Annotated in this window: 20 protein-coding genes and 2 pseudogenes; 5 read left to right on the top strand and 17 right to left on the bottom strand. The window is 60.5% G+C overall.

Annotated features, from left to right (window positions below; all coding sequences use genetic code 11):
• Positions 1–177: pseudogene (locus tag ACIPIN_RS26655) on the top strand (lipoyl synthase); the annotation flags it as partial.
• A 125-nt stretch (positions 178–302) separates the two neighbouring features.
• On the opposite strand, the gene ACIPIN_RS26650 reads toward ACIPIN_RS26655, so the two are convergent.
• Together ACIPIN_RS26650 and ACIPIN_RS26645 are read right to left on the bottom strand one after the other, a co-directional pair.
• Entirely contained in the window at positions 303–611 is a 309-nt protein-coding gene (locus ACIPIN_RS26650; RefSeq protein WP_401124054.1) for a type II toxin-antitoxin system RelE/ParE family toxin, read from the bottom strand.
• On the bottom strand, positions 608–907 hold the full coding sequence (locus ACIPIN_RS26645; RefSeq protein WP_401124051.1) for a type II toxin-antitoxin system Phd/YefM family antitoxin: 300 nt from the start codon (positions 905–907) through the stop codon (positions 608–610). Before ACIPIN_RS26645 ends, ACIPIN_RS26650 begins: the two co-directional genes overlap by 4 nt.
• A gap of 218 nt (positions 908–1125) precedes the next feature.
• On the opposite strand from ACIPIN_RS26645, the gene ACIPIN_RS26640 reads away from it, so the two are divergent.
• Positions 1126–1725 (top strand): hypothetical protein, encoded by a 600-nt coding sequence (locus ACIPIN_RS26640; protein ID WP_401124050.1) that lies wholly within the window; start codon positions 1126–1128, stop codon positions 1723–1725.
• A gap of 2 nt (positions 1726–1727) precedes the next feature.
• On the opposite strand, the gene ACIPIN_RS26635 is transcribed toward ACIPIN_RS26640, so the two are convergent.
• The 12 genes from ACIPIN_RS26635 to ACIPIN_RS26580 all read right to left on the bottom strand — a co-directional run bounded on the left by ACIPIN_RS26635 (position 1728) and on the right by ACIPIN_RS26580 (position 16184).
• Positions 1728–1907: a hypothetical protein gene (locus ACIPIN_RS26635; protein ID WP_401124048.1), complete on the bottom strand. Its 180-nt coding sequence runs from the start codon at positions 1905–1907 to the stop codon at positions 1728–1730.
• A gap of 100 nt (positions 1908–2007) precedes the next feature.
• Entirely contained in the window at positions 2008–2529 is a 522-nt protein-coding gene (gene pgaD, locus ACIPIN_RS26630) for a poly-beta-1,6-N-acetyl-D-glucosamine biosynthesis protein PgaD (protein WP_401124045.1), read from the bottom strand.
• Positions 2526–3881, bottom strand: coding sequence for a poly-beta-1,6-N-acetyl-D-glucosamine synthase (pgaC, locus tag ACIPIN_RS26625; protein WP_401124043.1), 1356 nt, complete (start codon positions 3879–3881; stop codon positions 2526–2528). The genes pgaD and pgaC overlap by 4 nt, the downstream gene beginning before the upstream one ends.
• Position 3882: 1 nt before the next feature.
• Positions 3883–5883, bottom strand: a complete 2001-nt coding sequence (pgaB, locus tag ACIPIN_RS26620; RefSeq protein ID WP_401124040.1) for a poly-beta-1,6-N-acetyl-D-glucosamine N-deacetylase PgaB — start codon at positions 5881–5883, stop codon at positions 3883–3885.
• A gap of 12 nt (positions 5884–5895) precedes the next feature.
• Complete coding sequence (pgaA, locus tag ACIPIN_RS26615) at positions 5896–8364, bottom strand: poly-beta-1,6 N-acetyl-D-glucosamine export porin PgaA (protein ID WP_401124038.1); 2469 nt, start codon at positions 8362–8364, stop codon at positions 5896–5898.
• A 260-nt stretch (positions 8365–8624) separates the two neighbouring features.
• On the bottom strand, positions 8625–10130 hold the full coding sequence (locus tag ACIPIN_RS26610) for a YdgA family protein (protein ID WP_401124035.1): 1506 nt from the start codon (positions 10128–10130) through the stop codon (positions 8625–8627).
• Between the two features lie 287 nt (positions 10131–10417).
• A complete protein-coding gene (locus tag ACIPIN_RS26605; protein ID WP_401124032.1) occupies positions 10418–11053 on the bottom strand; it encodes an NADH:ubiquinone oxidoreductase subunit N in 636 nt (211 codons plus the stop codon).
• A gap of 83 nt (positions 11054–11136) precedes the next feature.
• The gene (locus tag ACIPIN_RS26600) at positions 11137–12585 is read right to left on the bottom strand and encodes an efflux transporter outer membrane subunit (protein ID WP_401124029.1); all 1449 of its coding nucleotides are present in this window, start codon (positions 12583–12585) and stop codon (positions 11137–11139) included.
• On the bottom strand, positions 12582–13472 hold the full coding sequence (locus tag ACIPIN_RS26595; protein ID WP_401124026.1) for an efflux RND transporter periplasmic adaptor subunit: 891 nt from the start codon (positions 13470–13472) through the stop codon (positions 12582–12584). The genes ACIPIN_RS26600 and ACIPIN_RS26595 overlap by 4 nt, the downstream gene beginning before the upstream one ends.
• Positions 13469–13678, bottom strand: a complete 210-nt coding sequence (locus tag ACIPIN_RS26590; protein WP_017478036.1) for a DUF1656 domain-containing protein — start codon at positions 13676–13678, stop codon at positions 13469–13471. The genes ACIPIN_RS26595 and ACIPIN_RS26590 overlap by 4 nt, the downstream gene beginning before the upstream one ends.
• A complete protein-coding gene (locus tag ACIPIN_RS26585; protein ID WP_401124024.1) occupies positions 13675–15756 on the bottom strand; it encodes an FUSC family protein in 2082 nt (693 codons plus the stop codon). The genes ACIPIN_RS26590 and ACIPIN_RS26585 overlap by 4 nt, the downstream gene beginning before the upstream one ends.
• Positions 15753–16184, bottom strand: a complete 432-nt coding sequence (locus tag ACIPIN_RS26580) for a MarR family winged helix-turn-helix transcriptional regulator (RefSeq protein WP_401124058.1) — start codon at positions 16182–16184, stop codon at positions 15753–15755. Before ACIPIN_RS26580 ends, ACIPIN_RS26585 begins: the two co-directional genes overlap by 4 nt.
• Positions 16185–16451: 267 nt before the next feature.
• On the opposite strand from ACIPIN_RS26580, the pseudogene ACIPIN_RS26575 reads away from it, so the two are divergent.
• A pseudogene (locus ACIPIN_RS26575) lies at positions 16452–16577 on the top strand (antitoxin of toxin-antitoxin stability system); the annotation flags it as partial.
• Positions 16578–16811: 234 nt separating this feature from the next.
• Here the strand turns inward: ACIPIN_RS26575 and ACIPIN_RS26570 are convergent.
• The 3 genes from ACIPIN_RS26570 to ACIPIN_RS26560 form a co-directional block, all read right to left on the bottom strand.
• Complete coding sequence (locus tag ACIPIN_RS26570; protein WP_401124022.1) at positions 16812–17090, bottom strand: hypothetical protein; 279 nt, start codon at positions 17088–17090, stop codon at positions 16812–16814.
• Between the two features lie 391 nt (positions 17091–17481).
• The gene (locus tag ACIPIN_RS26565) at positions 17482–17727 is read right to left on the bottom strand and encodes a DUF2789 domain-containing protein (RefSeq protein WP_401124019.1); all 246 of its coding nucleotides are present in this window, start codon (positions 17725–17727) and stop codon (positions 17482–17484) included.
• A gap of 142 nt (positions 17728–17869) precedes the next feature.
• Positions 17870–18331 (bottom strand): aminoacyl-tRNA deacylase, encoded by a 462-nt coding sequence (locus ACIPIN_RS26560; RefSeq protein WP_054595018.1) that lies wholly within the window; start codon positions 18329–18331, stop codon positions 17870–17872.
• 215 nt (positions 18332–18546) lie between these two features.
• Between ACIPIN_RS26560 and ACIPIN_RS26555 the strand changes: the two genes are divergently transcribed.
• Positions 18547–19083 (top strand): NfeD family protein, encoded by a 537-nt coding sequence (locus ACIPIN_RS26555; protein ID WP_401124016.1) that lies wholly within the window; start codon positions 18547–18549, stop codon positions 19081–19083.
• A gap of 2 nt (positions 19084–19085) precedes the next feature.
• Positions 19086–19844 carry a slipin family protein gene (locus ACIPIN_RS26550; RefSeq protein WP_071552516.1) on the top strand — a complete coding sequence of 253 codons (759 nt, stop codon included), beginning with the start codon at positions 19086–19088 and terminating at the stop codon, positions 19842–19844.
• Positions 19845–19914: the final 70 nt, after the last annotated feature.

The raw sequence follows: 19914 nt of genomic DNA, 5'->3' as shown, positions 1-19914 counted from the left end.
TCGCGCAGCCACTTGCCGGTGCAGCGTTTCGTGCACCCGGACACCTTCGCCTGGTTCGCCGAGGAAGGTTACAAGATGGGCTTCAAGAACGTCGCTTCCGGCCCGCTGGTACGGTCCTCGTACCATGCTGACGAGCAGGTTCATGGCGCGAAGAACGTTGTGGGCTCCAGTGTGTAATCGCTACTGAAAAACGAACGGTCTGCAGTGCCGTCCGGCGTACCCGAGACAAAACGAAAAAGCCTCAGGCCTTATGGCCTGAGGCTTTTTCGTGGGGCTGAGGAAGTGCTACAAAGCGCAGGAAATTATTGATCTCGGCTTCCGGGCTCGAATAGTCGCCCCAGATCACGCGCGCCATGCAGCACTCGCTCAATCTGGATGTCGTTTCCGGTCAAACCATAAAAGATCAGATACCGACCGTGAGCAATCATCCGCAGGCCTTTGGCGCAGTCTTCACGAGTCACGCCAAGATCAGGCTGCCCGACCAACAACAAACAACGCTGGCGCAGCTCACCGACAAACGTTCGGGCCCTGGCAGGATTGTCCCGGGCGATGTAACGGGCAATGTTCTGTAGGTCCTCCCGCGCCATCGCGGAGAACAACAGTTGCCTCACGAACGATTTTGCTCGGCTGCGACGTGATCGATTATTGCGTCCAGCTCTGCAAACACCGTGTCGGCGTCTATCGCCGGACGAGGGTCATTACGACTTGCGGCTATCGCCTCGCGTATTTCAGCAGCATGCAACCGATCCAAAAGCTGTTGATAAACCGCCTGGGGTAAAAGATAGGCGGCTGGGCGGTTATGATTGAGCACTGCGACGGGCTCAGACCCCGCCTGCTCGATCACGGTGCTCGGGCTGCGTTTGAGTTCCGTGATGCTGACTGAGCGGCTAGCGAGTAGTTGCTCCATGGGCAGGCTCCAAGGTACGAAAAAAGGTACCTGATAGTGCTCGATTTACAGCGCAAGGGTCAACGCACATCTGACCAGTTGCGAGCCACGCCAAAGAGCCGAGTCGAATATCGCGCTGAAATGAAGACCCGCTGATGTGTCCGGCGTTCGACATGAGAGCCCGCATGACCTGGCTCCTTTTAACTGATAGGGATTGGCTAAGGCTAATTGAGTGATTTTTGCAGGGACGTTTTTTAGTCGTACTCATCGCATTGGGCCTGTTGGCAGGTTGTTCAACCACACCGCCAAGAGAGCAAAGCAACCTTTGCAGCATCTACCGCCAATACCCGGCCTGGTATGAAGACTCGCTGAAAATGGAGAAAGCCTGGGGCCTGCCGCCACATGTGGCCATGGCGATCATCAAGCAGGAAAGCAGTTTTGTGCACGATGCCCTGCCTCCTCGCTACTACTTTCTGTGGGTTATTCCCTGGGGACGGGTCAGCTCGGCGTACGGCTACGCCCAGGCGCAGGATCCGGTGTGGGGCGAGTACAAAGGCGCGACCGGCAACGGCGGATCGCGTGACAACTTTGACGACGCGATCATGTTCGTCGGCTGGTACGTCGCCGGCACTCAGCGTCAGTTGGGGGTTTCCAAGTGGGATGCCTACAGCCAGTACCTTGCCTACCATGAAGGACGTGGCGGGTTCAGTCGTCAGAGTTATCTACAGAAACCCTGGTTGGTGCAAGTGGCGCGCAAGGTCGAGCAACAGGCGAAAGATTATGGCTGGCAACTCAGGCAATGCAGGAGTGAATTAGAGAGCAACCGCAGCTGGTGGTAGCGTCATGCTTTAGACGGCTTCTCGTCCGTGACGTCCACCTCGGCAGGCTCCTCCTCGTCGTCATCCTCTTCATCGTCATCAAGAAGAAAGTCCTTGCGAGCTTCAGTAATCGCCCGGCGCATTTCTTCGCCCTTGATCGGGCAGTTGAGCATTTGGGCAATGCGGTCGATTCGTTGTGTCACAGCTGGCCTCCAACGCACCAGTAATTGGCTTGATAGTGCTCGCTTTCAACGAACGAAGCCAATGCCCTGAACACTCAGACCGCAATCCCTGCGCAAAACCTCACATCAGATGTGTCCGATCATCATTGCCCGCTGGCAACATTGCTTTCTGTTCCGTCAGCGATGCTGGCGCAGGCAACTGCTTTTGTGTGGGCGAATCTATGCGCAGGAAACGCGTGACCACCTGGCTGACGTCGCCGGCCTCATCGTTGTGGATAACCATGATCCCCGGATGACGAAGCTGTACCAGCCGTTCGCCGGTCAGCTTGAAGCTTTGTTTCAAGCCGTTGTCGTCGACCACCGGCGCCGGCAAGCGCCGCTGGGCGAAGCCTTTGCTTTTACGCTGTTGATAACGCGCCCAGCCGATCAGGAGCACCGCGTTGAGCAGCGCCACCCACAGGTAGATTTGCAACGTGCCGAGGGCGTCGAGCATCGACGATTCGACACCCACTCCATCCTGGGGATCGAGCAACGGCCAGAGGCCGCGCACCAGTAAATACAGCAGGCCGATCCAGGCCAACACGGTGAAAAAGGCGTCGATGACCACCAGGAATGGCCGTTGACGGGTTCTGATGATGTTCATTGACCAATCGCCTCTTCATCGTCATCCAGCGGTTTGATGCCACGGTCCGGGCTGACCCAACGGGCACGTTTCTGGTGTTGGCCAAACAGTACTTTGGGAAAACTGACCAGCGTGGTGAGCAGGCTGATGAACCAGAACACCAGCGGGTACCAGACCACCCAGAACATGGTTTTCCACAGCCCGCGCTCATAGCGGCGGTCGATCAGGATGCTGACCGCGAATTGCAGCAGGCAGACCATCGCCAGCAACAGCCCGGTGAAGGCTGGCGGCAGCAAGTGGTGCACGGCGATGGCGGCCGGCATGTCGACGAACTTGCCCACGCCCCAGAAAATTACCGACAGCAAAAAGGTGAAGGCCCAACCGGTGGACAGGCAGTACTCGAACAGCAACGGCCAGAGGTAGCGGTGGCGGTATTGCCAGATACCGCGAATGTTTTTGAACAGCACTTCGGCGCCGCCCTGGGCCCAGCGCAGACGTTGTTTCCACAAACCGGAAAGGGTTTCCGGCATCAGAATCCAGCACAGCGCGCGCGGCTCGTAGAAGATGCTCCAGTGATCCAGTTGCAGCTTCCAGCTGATGTCGATGTCTTCGGTGATCATGTCCGGGCTCCAATAGCCGACCCGATTCAACGCCGAACGGCGGAAGGCGACGATCACCCCGGACACGGTAAAAATCCGTCCGAAGACTCGCTGAGTGCGTTTGATCAAACCAATGATCGAAGAGAACTCACCCACCTGAACTCGCCCGACCAGCGTCGAACGGGTTCGAATCCGTGGGTTGCCAGTCACCGCGCCGAGCCTGGCGTTGTCCAGCATCGGCGCCACCAGATAGGCCGCGGTGTTCGGCGCGAGCAAGGCGTCGCCGTCAATGCACACCAAATATTCACTGCGTGCGGCAATGGCGCCCATGCGCAACGCCACCGCTTTGCCCTGGTTTTGTGCCAGGTGCAACACCCGTAGGCGTGAGTCTTCGGCAGCGAGGGCATCGAGGACGGCGGCAGTGTTGTCCTTGGAGCCGTCGTTGATCGCGATCACTTCGATGTTCGGGTAATGCTGGGCCAGCGCTGCGTGAATGGTATCGGCCGCGTTATCGCCCTCGTTGTAGCAAGGGATCAGGATCGAAATCAGCGGTTCGCCGGCCAGCGGCGGTGGCAGTGTGTCGTCCTTCCAGGGCCAGTGCCGCTCCCAGTGCAGCCAGAAATACAGGCCACCGGCGATCCACAATCCGGACATGAACAGCGGATAGAAAAACACGAAGTCCATCAGGAATTGCCCGGTGACCAGGAAGATCACGCCCAGGGGAATCCCCAGCACGATCGCCAGAACCAGCAGGGCCAGAAGTCTATCCAGCATGTTAGGGATTCCACTTGTTGGAGAGTGCGGGGCGCACGGTTTTCAGGTCCGGCTGGTTCTCGAGGAAGTTGTCCGGGTAGTAGCCGAAACTGGTCGCGCCCTGACGTTTGAGGCGGCCCATCCAGTCCGCCAGTTGCTCACCGTTTAGCTCTGCGGCGGCGTCCTTGCGGGTCCAGTCGCGGGCCTGCAGTTCGAACACCGTGCGATCCAGCGCACCGGGGCGGGATCGGACTGTCGCCACCAGCGCTTCCAGCCAGGCACCGGATTGCTCGCGGCTCTTGCCTTCCATCAGCGGCATGGCCATGGGTGCGGTCCAGTCGTAGGCGCCGAGGAAGTCGTCGAGGTTCTGCGCGAACCAGGCTTCACTGGACGGATTGAGCATCGGTTCAGCGAACAGGTTGCGCGCGGTCTGCACCTGCGGCCCGCGAATGGCGCGGACTTTGGCGGTCAGTTCATGGGTGAAGTCGATCAGGTAGCGGCTTTTGAAACGGCTCCAGCGTTGCAGCGTCGCCGGATCGCCGCGCAAGGCGGCCATCGAGTCGGGCAAGCCGTTCGCGGCATAAACCTTCAGCGCCTGCGGGCTGGCGTCTTCGAAATCCGAGAGCAACGCATCGTCGTGGTAGAGGATGCCGTCGACCGAGGTCAGACGCGCTACGTCTTCATAGATCTCACCGATGATCCGCCGCACGTTCGGGTCGAACGGCGACAGGCGCCGGTACTGGCCGGGGTCAACCGAGGTCTGACCGCTGTCCGGGTTCCAACGGGTCACGCGGGGCAAGGCCGGATCAAGCGCGAAACTCAGCACCGGCATCCAGGCGAAGACTTTGACGTGGGCGCGAGTGCGCAACTGCCAGGCAACGCGGTCGAAGATGTCGGCGCGCACCGGCAGGTGACGGTTGGGAAAATACAGCGAGTGCACCAGTCCGTCGCCTTTAGGGTCGGCGAAGGCTTGCAGGAACACCGTGTTGGCGCCCATGTCGGCCATACGCTGAATCAGCTTGCCGAGGTTGGCGTCCTGCTGAACCGGGTCCGGGTCGTAGACGTTATCCAGATCAACGTGCACCACGCGCATCGGCGCGTCGGATTGCACGGCAACGATGCTGTTGGCGAAGTGCTCGCCATTCGGATCGGAGGCCACCAGAAAGCGCGGGCTGCTCATCAGGTTGTCGAGACTGTCGAGGCCATCGTCGAGGGTCAGGGCCATCTGATAGCCCTCGGAACCGATCACCTGCAACGCGGTGCCATCCGCCGTGCCATAAGGCCAGACCCACACACGCGGTTTATACCCGGTGGTCTTGCGGATTTTTTCAGTGATGGTGACCACGTCCTTGCGTAGACGCGCCTGGAAATCGGCTTCCGACTCGTAGCGTCCGGTCGCCGCGTCATAACGACGGGTCGCCGCCGCGGGTTGCAGGTTACCTTGTGGGTTGGCCAGGATGCCTTGGTGGCTGGCGTCGGTGTGGGCAGCGATTTCCACCAGCCCGGATTTGGACACTTCAGTGATCTGCGCCCACGTCAGGAAGTCCGAACGCTGGCGCGGGGTGCCAGCGAAATCCACGGGTTTATCCAGCGGCGTATCGATCCAGACCCCGACCGGCGCCAGCAAGGCGTGCCAGTTATAGGCGCGCAGCACCGGCATGACGCGGGTGTAGAAGCTCGAATAGCCGTCGTCGAAGCTCAGCAAAATGGCCTTGGCCGGCAACTCCGGGCCGCCGTTGCGTGCGGCCATGATCTGGTCGACGGTGACGGGTTTGTAGCCGTTCTCGCGCAGCCAGGCGAGCTGCTCGATCAGCCGCTCGGTGCGCACGGCAACAACAGCCTGATCGGGGTCGCGATCTTCGACATCGTGGTAGGCAATGCCCAGCACATGGTTTTTCGGCCAGGGCTTTTCATTGGCCGGTATCGGTCGCTGTGACGGCGGCGTGAAAGCTGGAGCTTGTTGGGCGCACGCGGTGAGCAGCATGACGCCCAGCAGCAGGATGCAGCGTGTGATTCCAGGCATGATCAAACTCTTCTAGAAGCGGTAGGTGAGGTCGATGACCAGACGCAAATCGCTTTCGCGATCGCCGTCATAGGGCCGGTTGAGCAGGCTCAACGCGGCACCCGCCTCGAACACGTCGTTCCAGCTGACGCGCTGGCCGTAACTGAGCAAACCAACGGCGCCCGTGCCGTAGTCGCGCTGGCTGTAGGTCCCGGCACCAGCCTGGAATTGCTGGCTCCAGGAGGTTTCGTAACGGTGATAAAGCACGTGGTTGACGCTCACTGTCGGCAACACGCTGAAGTCGGATTTCGGGTTGAAATACGGCACGTCTTCATTCATCGAGTTGTGGCTGCTGCTGACTTCCAGGCCGAGGTCGACTTGCATACCTGGCGCGCGGTACACGCCTTCACGACCGGTCAGCAACGCTTCGAGACGGTTATTGCCATCGCTGAAGTGCGACGGGCTGACGGCGAGTTTCCACTCTCGACTTTCATTGGCCCGCCAGCGGATAAAGCCGCTGCCGCCGTTGGCAGTGATGTCGCTGTTCAAGGCCCGCAGTGGCGTGTTGGCCGACAGGTACTCAAGGCTGCCGCCGTACTGCCAGGCATCATTGATGTCGCGAGCCAGTGCCAGACGCGCGCCGGTTTTGTCGCCGTAGCCAAACGAGTGGTTGGAGACTTCTGCTTCGAGGGTCATGTCACGGGTCCGCCGTTCAACACCCAGGCGTTGCCAACGGTGATAACCGGTGCCTTCCTGAAAGTCGCCGGTGGCGAACCCGGCACCGCCGAACAGCCGCCAGTCCTCATCGATCGGCGGGCTGTAGAGCACGCTTTCGATGCCGAAATCACGACTGCCGGTTACCGCTCCGGCGCCGTTGCTACCGCCGCCGTAGCTCTTGCCGCCATAGGTCGAAACACGCAACTCGGCCATGTCATGCACGTCGCGCACACGCTCCAAACGCTGCACCTGACGGCTATCCGGGAATCGCGTGCCAACGTCATCGGCCAGCGCATCGAGCTGACGCCATTCCTGTAAATCCAGCGCGGTGTAGCCCTGGCTGACTTCCAGGCCGACATCACGCGGCGCCATGCTTTCGGTTTCCTTGAGCTGGGATTCTGCGCGCCGTGGCCAATCGCGAGCGCGGTACAGATCCGCCTGAGCCAGACGCAAACCGACATTGCCGGGCGCCTGATCGACCAGCGCCGCCAGCCGCTGCTCACCCGAGGGCAAGTCGGCGCCGTGGGTACCGGCTTGAGCGGCCAGTTGTTGCGCGTCCATCCATTCGTCGTTGGGGTTGCCCACCGGCAAGCCCTTGAGCTCGACCCGTGGTTTTTGGCTTTGCGCCAGGTTCTCGGCGAGCCTGCGCGCCTCCACCGGTTGATCGCTTTCAAGCAAGGCGTAATACAGCGCGGTGCTGTCTTCGAGGCGGTCGCCGACATCGGCATCCGGCGCCGCCAGCACTTGACGATACAGATCGACAGCAACCTCGGGCTGACGCTGATCCAGATACGAAGCAGCCACCCAGCGCAGCGCATAAGTCGGAATCTTCGCGCCTTCGCCGATCAGCTGTTGGTATTCATGGATGACCTCGGCGGTGCGCGCGCGGGCCTTAAGCGCGCCCATGCGGTCGATGCGCCAGCGCACCACGTCGTCGTGGGCCTGTGCGTCCGGGGTCCAGGTCTTGAGTAATTGGTCGTAGTCCGCCAACGCACGATCGGCGATGACGTAGCGTTCTTTTTCGCTGCGTGTGGCCAGTTCCGCCAGACGCACCCGCTCAGCCGCCACATCGCCTTCGATGCGTCGCAACACAGTCGGGTCGATCAACCCCGGCCGCTGATGGGCCAGGCGCAAGGCCGGCTCCGGCAAGCGCGCACGTTGCAAGGCGAACACATATTCGCGGGCGATATCCGGGTTGTTGCCCGCCCGAACGAACGCTTGATCGTATTCAAACAGCGCGTCATAGGTTGCCCCGGCGCGGGTCAAGGCGTACGCCAGCGCCAGCCGGCGGGCCGGATCCTCGGGCTTGGCCGCGACCAGGGTTTTGGCGCGGCTGACGGCCTCTTCAGGTTTGCCGGCATCAGCTTGGGTCAGCGCCAGACCCAGTTGCAGATCAGCATTGTTGGGCTCAAGCGCCAGCGCCTTGCGGTACAGCGCGCCAGCCGAGTCCCAGCGTTTGAGATTGCGATAAGCACGGGCAGTGGCGGTCAGTGCCTGAACCGACAGCACCCGGTTGCGTCCTTGAGTTTCATAGACCTCGACCACTTCGCTATCGAGACCGGCCCAACTGGCGATCTGCAAATGATCGCTGACTTTGCCTGCGGTCAACTGGGTGTCGGGAACCTGGCGCAGCACGCTCAGTACCGGGCTGTAATTGCCGGCACGCGCCTGGAGGATCAGGCCGTCGTAGGCCGTATCGGCAAAGGCCAGCGTCGGCCAGAGCAATTGACTGCACAGCGCCATGCGAATCATCGGGCGCAGATGGGGGTGGAGGGTACGCAACATTCGCAAGCTTCCTGTACGAGGAGAGCTGGAGCGATGGGTTCCCCTGAGCACTACACCTCAGGCGGCCGGTGTCTGATGACCCAGCCAAGCTATCCTGTGGTGGAGTCTTCCATGGCGACGAAGGGCAAAAGACGAATCCGCATAATTCTTCAGATTCGTCCCACACAGCAAAACGCCCAGTCCCACCGCTAAAGCGAAGACCAGGCGTTTTGCTGAGGCGGCCAGACCGGCCACCGACGGTGTTGCATGCTGCGTGGTGTTTACTGGACAGTGCCAGCGGTGTTGAGCTTGCTCATCACGAAACCGACGAACTGTTCGACGGTCATTTTCTGGCCGTTGAAGTCCACCTGATTGTTGGTGTAGTGCAGCTTGGAAACGATGTCGTTGCCATCCAGCGTCGCCAGTTGCGTACCGACGGCCATGCTGCTGACCATGTCGCTGGTCGCGCTGGCTTGCTCCGCAATGGCTTTGGCATCGGTCTGGCCTTCCATCTGCGCCTGCACACTCACCAGGTCAGTGATCATCGGCTTGGAGATCTTCAGATTGAAGTCCAGCAGGGCAATCATTTGCTTGCCCAACTGGTCGGGTGGCAGGTCAAGCGATGTTGGCTTGGTCAGGTCAATCACCAGGCTGGTGCGGCTTACACCATTCGGGGTGGTGAACGAAAAGTTCTCCAGCGCGACTTGTGGCTGGGCGGCCAGTAGTGTCTCCAGACCCGCCTTGACCTGTGCCTGCTCAGCGTCGGTCAGGTTCAGCTCGGGTGCCGGTTCACCCGCAGCGGCAGCAGCAGCGGCCGCCGCTTCGTACGGTTGCAGTTTGCTCTGGTAGATCTGCACCAGCGACAGCGTCGACGGGATATCGAGGTTTTTCATGCTCCAGGCCATTTGCGCAGAGCCAAGTGCCTTGTCGTTGAGGGCGATTTCGCCAATCTTGTAATCGGCACGGCCTGCCGCATTAGTCCCGGACTCGGTGGTGGAGCTCTTCATTTCAGCGTTCTTGAAGGTCATCACCGACTGTTTGTCGCCGAACGTGGTTTTGGTGCTGGTCAGCTCGACGACGTTTTCCCCCAGGTAGTAGCCATAGCTGCTTTTGCTGAGGTTGCTGGCCAGGGTCAGGCCATTCAATTCGATTTTCACCGGGGACTGGTCTTGGGCAACACTGGTCAGCGTAAGGCTGTCCATGTAGCCGTCGGCTTTGACCTTCTGTGCCTCGGCGCTGGCCGACACGTCGAGGTTCAGACCGGAAAATTTCAGCGTGGACTTGTCGTCCAGCACCGTGTCGACTGGCAGCAGTTCAACGTTGCCGCTGGTGGCACGGTCATATCCGATGTTGACCACACCCTTGAGCGGGGACACGTCCTTGGTGGCAGCGAACCACTTTTCGGTCGTCGGGGTCTTTTCCAGCGAATAGTGACTGGTGGCCATGACCGGCAACCATTTGAACGACACCAGACGCGAGAATGGCAACGGCCCGTGTTCGATATGGTCAACAAACAGTAGCTCGACAGGCTCACCGCCGAACATTTCGCCCTGGCCTTTGAAGCGGTAGTGCGCGGTGCTGCTGAACAACTGGCGATCCAGCGACACCAGTTCCAGGGTCGCCGTGCCTTTGGAACCGACCATCGCCGTTTGCAGCTCTTTGTTGGCGTCGGCGATCGAGGTTTGCAGCACCCCTTCCAGTTTTGTGCCGGTGTACCAGGCACCGCCGGCACTGATTGCACCGATGGCAACGACGATTCCCAGAAGCACGCCTGCTGATTTATTCATGAATGACCCGATCGATGTCCGTTGTTGAAAATGTGGTCGTCTTCCCTGAACCCTCGACGGGTTGCGGCTCGACTCCGCTAAAAGTGGGATGAGATTAGCATTAGCGCCGTGGACCGGCCCAATGATTAAAGGTGAAAGTGTGTCTATGGAGCGCGGGAGGCGGGATTTTTGTTGATCACTCGATCGCCATCGCGAGCAAGCTCGCTCCCACAGGGGATTTGCGTTGATCACAGATCCAATGTGGGAGCGAGCTTGCTCGCGATGGCGGCAGTCCTACCAACATTAATTCAGGAATACTGCACTTCAATCTCATCCAGCTGATGATCAAAGCTTTTCAGCCGTGCCGTCCATGTGTAGACCAGCACTTCAAAATCCCGATTGATCACCGCTCCGTTGGGTGATTCCGAGCGCGGATCGCAGAAATCCAGTTGATAGCGCTCGCGGGCCATGGCATTGGCCACGTCAGACAGTTCGCGGGCATTGTTCAGCCAGTGCCAGCCTTCATCGGTGACCTGTTTGTCGAGGGCCAGGCATTGGGTTTTCAGGGCTTCGAGGCTCTTTTCCAGCGGGGTGCCGGTGAGTTCGCCCATGACTTCTTGAAAAGTGCGCCCCGGTTGCCAGTAACTGCCCCAGAAATATCGGTCAAACACCGTTTCAACCCGACGCAACGCCACCTTGGTGTCCCAGATCATCACCAGGGTCTTGCCTTGTTCGAGTTGTTTTTTCTTGATCCGCTGGGTTTGCAGCGAAGCCCAGGCGACGACCGTGATCGACAGCACACCGATCAGCGCGCTGGCACTGTCGAGAAAGACCAGCGCCTTGTCGAGCTGGTGCGCCAGCATCACGCCATAAAAATACGTTGCCGAGAGCAGCACCAGCGCGGCAATAGCGCACCAGAAGCCGGGAGCATAAGGGTTTTTCATTATTGGAATCCCCATGACCAACACGAGCCTTGACTGTCGGATCCGCCCGCGCGGACCCGACATGTAAAAGCATAGCAACGGCCTCAGGGTTTCGTCGGTTTCGAACCTTGCGTTCGTCCGCTTTCCCAGCCTCCGCCGAGTGCCAGGAATAAATCGATCTGGCTCATGGCAACCTGGGTATTGGCGGTCGCCACCTGCGCACGCACGTCGGTGAAGGTGCGGGTCGCCTGCAAATCGGCCAGAAACGACGCCCGGCCGGCCTGGAAGAAGCGGTGCGTCTGGTCCGCCGCCAGTTGCGCCGATTGCTCGGCGTCTACCAAGGCATCGCGGCGCTGCAACAGCGCGGAATACTGCGCCAGACCGGTCTGGGTTTCGCGAATCGCGTTCAACACCACGCCGTCAAAGTGCGCCAGCGCGCCTTGGGTCGCGGCTTCGGCCTCACGCACCCGCGCCCGGGAGCCGTTGGACGGCACCGTCCAGGTCAGCAATGGACCGAAACCCCAGCGATTGGTTTGTGGTTGACCGAGGTGATCGAGAATACCCACGGTGCCAACGGTCGCCCCGATGCTGATGTCCGGGTACAGCTGACCGGTGGCGACCCCGATGTCCGCCGTCGCAGCCGCCAACCGACGCTCGGCCTGACGCACATCCGGCCGACGCTTGAGCAGCGTGGCGCCGTCACCGACCGGCAACAATTGCGCAATCTTTGGCAGCTCGTTGCAACTGCCGGTGCCGGCGGGCAATTGATCCACCGGTTTGGCCAGCAGCATCGACAAACGGAACAACCCGGCCTGACGCGCGGCTTCATAGCGCGGCATATCGGCGCGCAAGGATTTGAATTGGGTTTGCGAGCGGGTGACCTGGGTTTCGTCGCCGCGCCCGGCATCGCGCAGCCGCTGAATCAGCGCGGTGCTCTGGCCTTGCAGGTCCAGCGAATGCTCGGCGATCTCGCGCTCTTCGTTGGCCGCACACACCTGGGTATACGCCCGCACTACGTCGGCGACCACGGTGATTCGTGCAGTGTCCGCCGCGGCTTGCGTCGCGTCGGCGTTGGCTTTGGCCGCTTCGATCCCGCGCTGCAAGGTGCCGAACAGGTCGAACTGATAGGACGTGGTGAAGGCGATGTCACCGACATTGGCCACCGGGACTTTTTCCGGTATCAGGAACGCCTCGCCAGACTCCTGCAAGCGCTGGGCGCCGACCTTCACGCCACCGCTCCAGCCTCCTGCGGACTCGGCTTCTTCGACCTGGGAACGGGCGCGGGACAGGTTAGCCGCCGCTACCCGCAAATCGGTGTTGGTGGCCATGGCTTGACGCACCAGCTCATCCAGACGCGGATCCTGATACAACCGCCACCAGTCTCCCGGCACGGGCGCCGAGACCACATTCTGGCTGCGGGCGGTCAGGTCGCCCTGAAAGTCGTCGCGATGCACCGCTGCTTCTTTGGGCAACTGGTAATCCGGGCCGACCACCTGACAGGCCGACAGCAGCAAGCCGAGCCCGGCCGTCGTTAAACACGCGGCCGCTTTCATTGCGCCGGCTCCTGCTCGGGTTTGTCGCCGATGATCGACACGGTCGCGGTACGCCCGGCGATCATGCGGAAATCTGTCGGCACGTCATCAAAGGCTATACGCACCGGAATCCGCTGTGCCAGACGCACCCAACTGAACGCCGGGTTAACGTTGGGCAGCAGATTGGAACCGCTGCTGCGATCGCGGTCTTCGATGCCGGCGACAATGCTTTCGACATGCCCGCGCAACCGTGCACGGTCGCCGACCACGCGGATATCGACACCTTGGCCGACATGAATGCCGTCCAGTTTGGTCTCTTCAAAATAGCCGTCGATGTGGAAGGAGTTGCTGTCCACCACCGACAACACTGGCCGGCCCGCCGTGACGAACTCCTGGGCACGCGGTGCGCGGTCGTTGACGTAACCGTCCACCGGGCTGCGGATCACCGAGCGGTCGAGGTTGAGCTGGGCACTGTCCACCGACACCTGAGCCTCAGACAACGCCACCTCGGCGCGGGCCACGCGGGACTGGCTTTCTTCCAACTGCTCGCCCGGCACCAGATTGCCCAGGCCCCGGTTACGTTTGGCTTCCCGTTGCGCCTGAGCCAGGGTTTCCTGACGGTCGGCGACCGCCGCTTTGGCCTGGCGCAGCGCCAGTTTGAAACGGTCCTGATCGATGCTGAACAGCACCTGGCCGCGTTTCACCAGTTGGTTGTCACGCACTTCCACTTGCTGGATCAGCCCGGAAACGTCCGGGGCGATCTGCACGATATCCGCACGAATGTGCCCGTCGCGGGTCCACGGTGCGAACATGTAATACATCACCATGCGCCAGACCACGAAACAGGCCAACGTCACGATCAGCAGCGTCAACACCACACGGCCAAGGGTCAAAATAGGTTTTTTCATGTCATCAGGTATCGACTGAGTGAGTCCACGGCGCCGAGCAACAGAGCGTAAAGACCAACGTTGAACAATGCCCGGTGCCAGACCAGACGATAAAAGTGCAGGCGCGTCAGCAACCCGTGCACCACCAGGTACAGCACGTACGTAATGCCCATCAGCACCAGCAACGTGGGCAGGAACACCCCGCTGATGTCCAGATCACCGATCATAAAGGCGCTCCATCGATGCCATGGGGAAAGGGCTCTTCGGCCTCGCCGCTGCCGATGAACTCCACGCCCGGCAACAGCGCCAGGCGCAGACCGGCGAGAGCATGCAGCAGGTGCAGGCGGGTTTCGCCGTCACCTTGCAGGCCTTGGCCATTGAGTGCGCGCCGGGTGCGATCCATGGTCATCAGCAACGGTGCCGGAGCCGGCAAGCGCTCGCCAGCCTTCAAACACGCCTTGAAGTACTCGCCGACCTCGGCCACCACCTGACGCAGCAAGACGTTCGGCACACCCAACACCCGTGGCGCGTACGCCAACAAGTCAAGCAAGTTCAGCCCAACCCGTACTTCGCGCAGCGCTATACCCGTGTCCTGACCGGTCATCGCCAGGCGCGGCAAATGCTGCATCAGCCGATCAAGCATCTGCACCCCCAAGTGCCGGTGTTCGGCGAGGTTCGCAGGCTCGGTCATGCCGACGATGTCGCGCCAGCTGAAACGGGTCAGGCGCTTGGCCGCCAGCTCCGAACCAAAGGGGCGCGCCACCAGGGTCCAGATGAAGGCAAACAACAAGCCGATGGGCCCGGCGAGGTTGGAATTGGCGAAGCTCAAAAAGTCCGCGTCGTAGGCACCCTGGATGCTGATAAACGACGAGGTGTTGACGATGGTCAGCAGCATGCCGAGGTAGAAACGCGGCTGTACGGTCAGAGTGCCGACGCAGATAAACGGCACGGCGAACGCCAGCACCAGCATTGGGAAGTCATGCAGGTTCGGCAGAATCAGGAACAGATAAAGGCTGGCGAACAGCACCGACATCGCGGTCCAGAAAAAGAACCGGTAAATCTGTGGTGCCGGGTCATCCATCGCGGCAAAAAAGCTGCACGCCACCGCCGCCAGAATCACCGCGCTGCCACCGTCGGTCCAGCCGAGCAGAATCCACAGCACCGAGGCGACGATGATCGCCAGCACCGTCGACGCCGCCGAATAGAGCATCAGCCCACGGTCGAGAAAAGGTGTCAGCCGGCCCAGCCGCCAATGGCGGTAAACCGCACGCCAGCTGTCCTGGCTTTCGCAGCGAATCGCCTCTTGCAAGCTGCGCAAGTCTTGCCACAAATCGATCCATTCCCCGAGGCGATACAGCGCGTTGGAAAACAGCAATTGCTTGCGATCGTCCAGCGCCTCGGCATTCGGTTGCAGGGCTTCGAGTTGATGACGCAGCGTTTGCCAGCGTTCGACCGAAGCGTCTTTGTTGTCGAGCCATTCAACGGTCGCGGCCAGCAACGGCGCGAACTTATCCACAAGCTCGGGAGTGCGCCGCTGCAGTGCATACAGCGCATCGTCCAGCGCATCCACCACCGGCAGCAGGTGAATCATCCGCCCGCGCAGTTCTTTGGTGTTGCGCACGGTTTGCGGCCGCGCACCTTCGTGGGGCAACTGGCCGATCATCAATTCAAGGGAGTTGAAGGTCGCGACCATCGACGCACGCAAGGCGCTGACTTCATCGGGCTGCACGTTGCGGCTCAGGAAGCGCTGGCTGTAGGTCACCGCATCGCTGAACCACTTGCTGACCGCATCATCGAACACCGGCGCCAGCCGTCGTGGCCAAAACATACTGCCGACCACCGCCGCGCAGACGATGCCGAGGAAGATTTCTTCGGTCCGCGCTTCCGCCACATCCCACACCGCCAACGGGTTATCCACCACCGGCAGGGCGATCAGCGGCAAGGTGTAGCCGGCGAGCATCAGCGCGTAGTTATTGGCGGTGCGTAAATGCATGGACAGGAACAGCAGGATGCCGGTCCACAGTGCGATGACCAACACCAGCACATACGGGCTCTGGACGAACATCGGCACAAACAGCAGCGCCGCTGCCGCACCGGTCAACGTGCCGATGGCGCGGTACAAGGCCTTGGAGCTGGTCGGGCCGACGAACGGGCTGGAAACGATGTACACCGTGGCCATCGCCCAATACGGACGCGGCATTTGCATCAGCATGGCGATGTACAGCGCGATCATCGACGCAGCGAAGGTGCGTACGCCGTAAAACCAGTCGCGGGCCGGCGGTATGCCGCTAAAAAATCCGTTCAAGACGGGGTCACCGGTAACTGCTGTTCTGCCGTCTCGAATGCGCGAATCACCCGCAGCGCCGCCTCCAGATCCGCCGGATCGATGCCTTCGAGCACCACACGGCGCAACCGCACCAACTCGGCTTCCACCGCCTGCACCAACTCGCGCCCGGCCTCGGTCAGACTCAGGCACTTGGCGCGACGATCATGGGCATCTTCGGTGCGGCAGACATACCCGGCCTGACACAGCTGATCGAGCAGACGCACCAGTGACGGGCTCTCCATCCCCGCCGCCTGCGCCACCGTCACCTGCCGCACACCCTCACCCAACCGCCCGATCATCAACAACGGGACGGCGCAGGCTTCGGAAATGCCGTAGTTGACCAGCGTGGTCTGGCAGATTTTCCGCCAATGCCGCGCGGCCACCACCATGGCACTGCTGATGTTCATCTGAAGGGCGTCGAGGGTCTGGGACACGGGAGAATTCGCACACTGTTAGTTTGCTAACTATCAATATCGCATTGGAGGGGAAATTCAGTCAAGTTTTGAAACAAATTGGTGATCAAACCCATCTCGTAGGCCCCGTCAAAAACGCTGCCACGCTGAATATTTCTGTAGGGTTTCGTCAATCAAACGGAGGGATCAATGATGACCGAACGCCCTGACTCAAAAAACGAGCGTAGCCACAACGACGCAGACTCCACGCAGTACCACGACTTCCTGCAAAGAAAAGTCGACGCGGCACGTAACTCGGTGCGAGTCGGAATTGGTCGGAGCAATGATGAAGTTGAAGCTGAATTCGCTGCTCGGCGGGCTCAAGCAGCTCAAATCAAAGAGCGCTGACGGATCACCTCGTAGCAGCTGCCGAGCCCGCGAGGCTGCGTTCGAGGACGAAGTCCTCGCAAATCCTGAGCCCTCGGTTTGCCTAGAGGAATGCGCTGCCTGATTCGACGACTGCTTCGCAGCCGAACGCAGCCTCGCGGGCTCGACAGCTGCTACGGGAGTAACCCTGGATCGCATTTCAACGTCGGATGCTCCACGTTCAGTTTGAAGCTGACGCGGAGCATCGTTACCACCTTAGCTCGCTTGCGCCGCCTGTGCGGCCAGGCGGTGTTGCAGCTCTTCCATCAAATCCAGCCCATCGCGCAATGACACATACGCGGCGTTGATCAGGCGGTAGAAGTCTTTGTCGTTGAGATCGCGAAGGGTGATCGAGGTGAGGGTTTCCAGCAGATCGGTGCCGATACGCACACGGCTACAGGCGGTTTCGTGGAGAAAGTGCGTCGGTGCGAGGATGTTGTAGGCCAGAACGCAGACGGGGGTTGGGTTGGTTGTCAGTGGACGATATGGATGCATAAGAGATGAACTCCAGAATGGTGAAATTACTCACCACCCTCCGTCGCCAAACGGGATAGGCGGCAACTGTACGCAGGTTGGCGAACCGGTCACCATCCAAAACCGGCAGACCCGAAAGTCTCCCGCGCACAGCTGCCATAAAACGAATCGCCAGCACCGAAAAACGTGCACAGCAATGGTTCAGACGCTATTGCGCGGAGGTGAATAGGATCGCCAAATCCTGTCGCCGATGTGCGGCGACGTGGCGAACTATAGGGGGACGTTTCGGGGTTCGCAACCGAGCGGACAAGCTTCGGAATTTTCTTCAGGCCTATTAGCCCATTCGTACGCCGAAAGCCTGGATAGCCTGGAGTACAAAGGATTCAGGCATCCTGCGAACTGTCAGCTTTTTTTACATCCCCCGCCCCTTCCTCAGCAGCACATCCAGCTGATCCACCACCTCCGCCCAGTCGGAATCGTCGAGGATGTCCTCGCGCAGGAAGTCCGCCTGGCATTGGGTCCAGAAGAACGCGTCGGCCAGGTGCAGTTCGGGTTTCAAGGGTGAGTGGGTGGCGATGAATTTGTCGATGCTTTCGGCGTCGTCGGGCAGGCCGAGTTGTTTGAACAGGTTGGGGAGGCTGTGGGTGGGTGATTCCATGGGGCTGGGCTCCTGGTTTTGGTGAGAGGGTCTGGGACTGCCGCGCAGTCCATCGCAGGCGAGCCGCGCTCCCACACACGGCGGTTCCTGTGGGAGCGCGGCTTGCCCGCGATGGCGGCGGTGCTTTTACCGCCAATAATGGCTACTGACTCAGCTCGCACACCTCGGCATGGGGCACCATTTTCAGGTACTGGTCCATGCTCAAGTGCACGAGGTTGTTGTGGTTGCCAGCTTCGACGTAGATCTCTTTCTGACGGGTCAGCATCGGGTCGATGACCATGTCCAGGCCATAGGATTCGCCCAGGGCCGGAACAGCGCCGCGTTCGCAGTCGTTGAACAGGTGGGCCAGGGTGCTTTCGCGGGTGACTTGCCATTCACCGCTGCCGCGCACTTTGGTCAGGTCCAGATGCCGGCTGGCCGGCAACACGGCCATCAGGTAGTGGCCATGATGGTCGTCGAGGATCACCGATTTCGCCACGCGTTCAGCGGGAATGCCCGCCACCCGGGCGGTTTCCAGACTGCTGGCCGAATGCGGGTGAGAGACTACGTCAAATTCGCAGTGCGCCTCTTCCAGGCTGCGCTGCACGGTTCTTGCCATACGCATGATGCACCTCGGTGTCCGCAAAAACGGCGGGCGGACGATGATTAAACAGTTTGGCGTCTCCTCTAGAGTCTAGGCCTGCTGCCAGAACCCGGTGATAAATCTGCCCACTGGAAACCTCCAGAAATTGATCAAAATTCGTTCAAGCCAAGGCTCAACTAGACTATAAGCAGGGCCACCGTGTGGCTCGCAGACGGATGACTCTCCTGGAGGGTCAAGTGAACACTCGCTGGTGTTGGTTAGTTGCGCTGTTGTTGGGTTTGAGCGGATCGGTTTTCGCGACCGACACTGTCGTGCTGATCGTCCCCAACCCGCTCGGTGTCTGGCTGATAATGGTTGGTATTGCGTTCATCGTGGCCGAGGCGGTGCTGCCCAACTACGGCGTGGTCGGGCTGGGCGGCATTATGATGTTTGTGATCGGCGCCGTGATTCTGAGCAATGCCGATGTCCCCACGCCGCTCATCATCGGCCTTGCGCTGATCAGTGCGCTGTTGTTGATCGCGCTGCTGATCCATGCCCTGAAAACCCGACCGCGCGAAACGGTCAGTGGCGATTCCGGGTTAGTCGGCAGCGTGACGCCGGTAACGGCGTTGCAGGCCGGCAGTGCCTATAACGGCTGGGTGCATTTGCAAGGCGAACGTTGGCGGGTACTGAGTGCCACACCGCTGCAACCGGGACAACAGGTACGGGTGGTGGCGCGCAAGGGAACGCTGCTGGAAGTGGCCGCGACTGACGCGGCGTCGCAGGGAGAATGATCATGGGTCTGCAACTGGGTTTTGCCGCGCTGCTGGTGCTACTGATTGCACTGGCAGGATCGACCTTCCGCATCCTGCGCGAATACGAGCGCGGCGTGGTGTTCCAGCTCGGACGCTTTTGGCAGGTCAAGGGCCCGGGGCTGATCCTGTTGATTCCGGTGGTCCAGCAAATGGTTCGGGTCGATCTGCGCACGGTGGTGCTCGACGTACCGCCGCAAGACGTGATCACCCGCGACAACGTCTCGGTGAAGGTCAACGCGGTGTTGTACTTCCGTGTGCTCGACTCGCAGAAAGCGATCATCCAGGTCGAAGACTTCCTCATGGCCACCAGCCAGCTGGCACAAACCACCTTGCGGGCAGTGCTCGGTAAACATGAACTGGACGAGCTGCTGGCCGAACGCGAACGCTTGAACTTCGACATCCAGCAGGTGCTGGACGCCCAAACGGATGCCTGGGGGATCAAGGTCGCCAACGTCGAGATCAAACACGTCGACCTCAACGAGTCGATGATCCGCGCCATTGCCAAACAGGCCGAAGCCGAACGCGAACGGCGGGCGAAGGTGATCCACGCCGAAGGCGAATTGCAGGCCTCGGAAAAACTCATGCAAGCCGCCGAAATGCTCGGCCGCCAGCCCGGCGCCATGCAGTTGCGTTACATGCAGACCCTGAGTTTGATTGCCGGCGACAAGAGTTCGACCATCGTCTTCCCGCTGCCGATCGAGTTGCTCAAGGGCATGGCGGATTTGTCGTCGAAGAATTGAGCTGTTGATTCACCTGTGGCGAGGGAGCTTGCTCCCTCGCCACACGAAGCGGCTCTCCATTGCTCCAGGC

It is taken from the genome of Pseudomonas sp. NPDC087697, assembly GCF_044743155.1.
Lineage (GTDB): Bacteria > Pseudomonadota > Gammaproteobacteria > Pseudomonadales > Pseudomonadaceae > Aquipseudomonas.
Note: the sequence above shows the minus strand (reverse complement) of the source record. Positions and strands in the feature narration are given on the sequence as shown.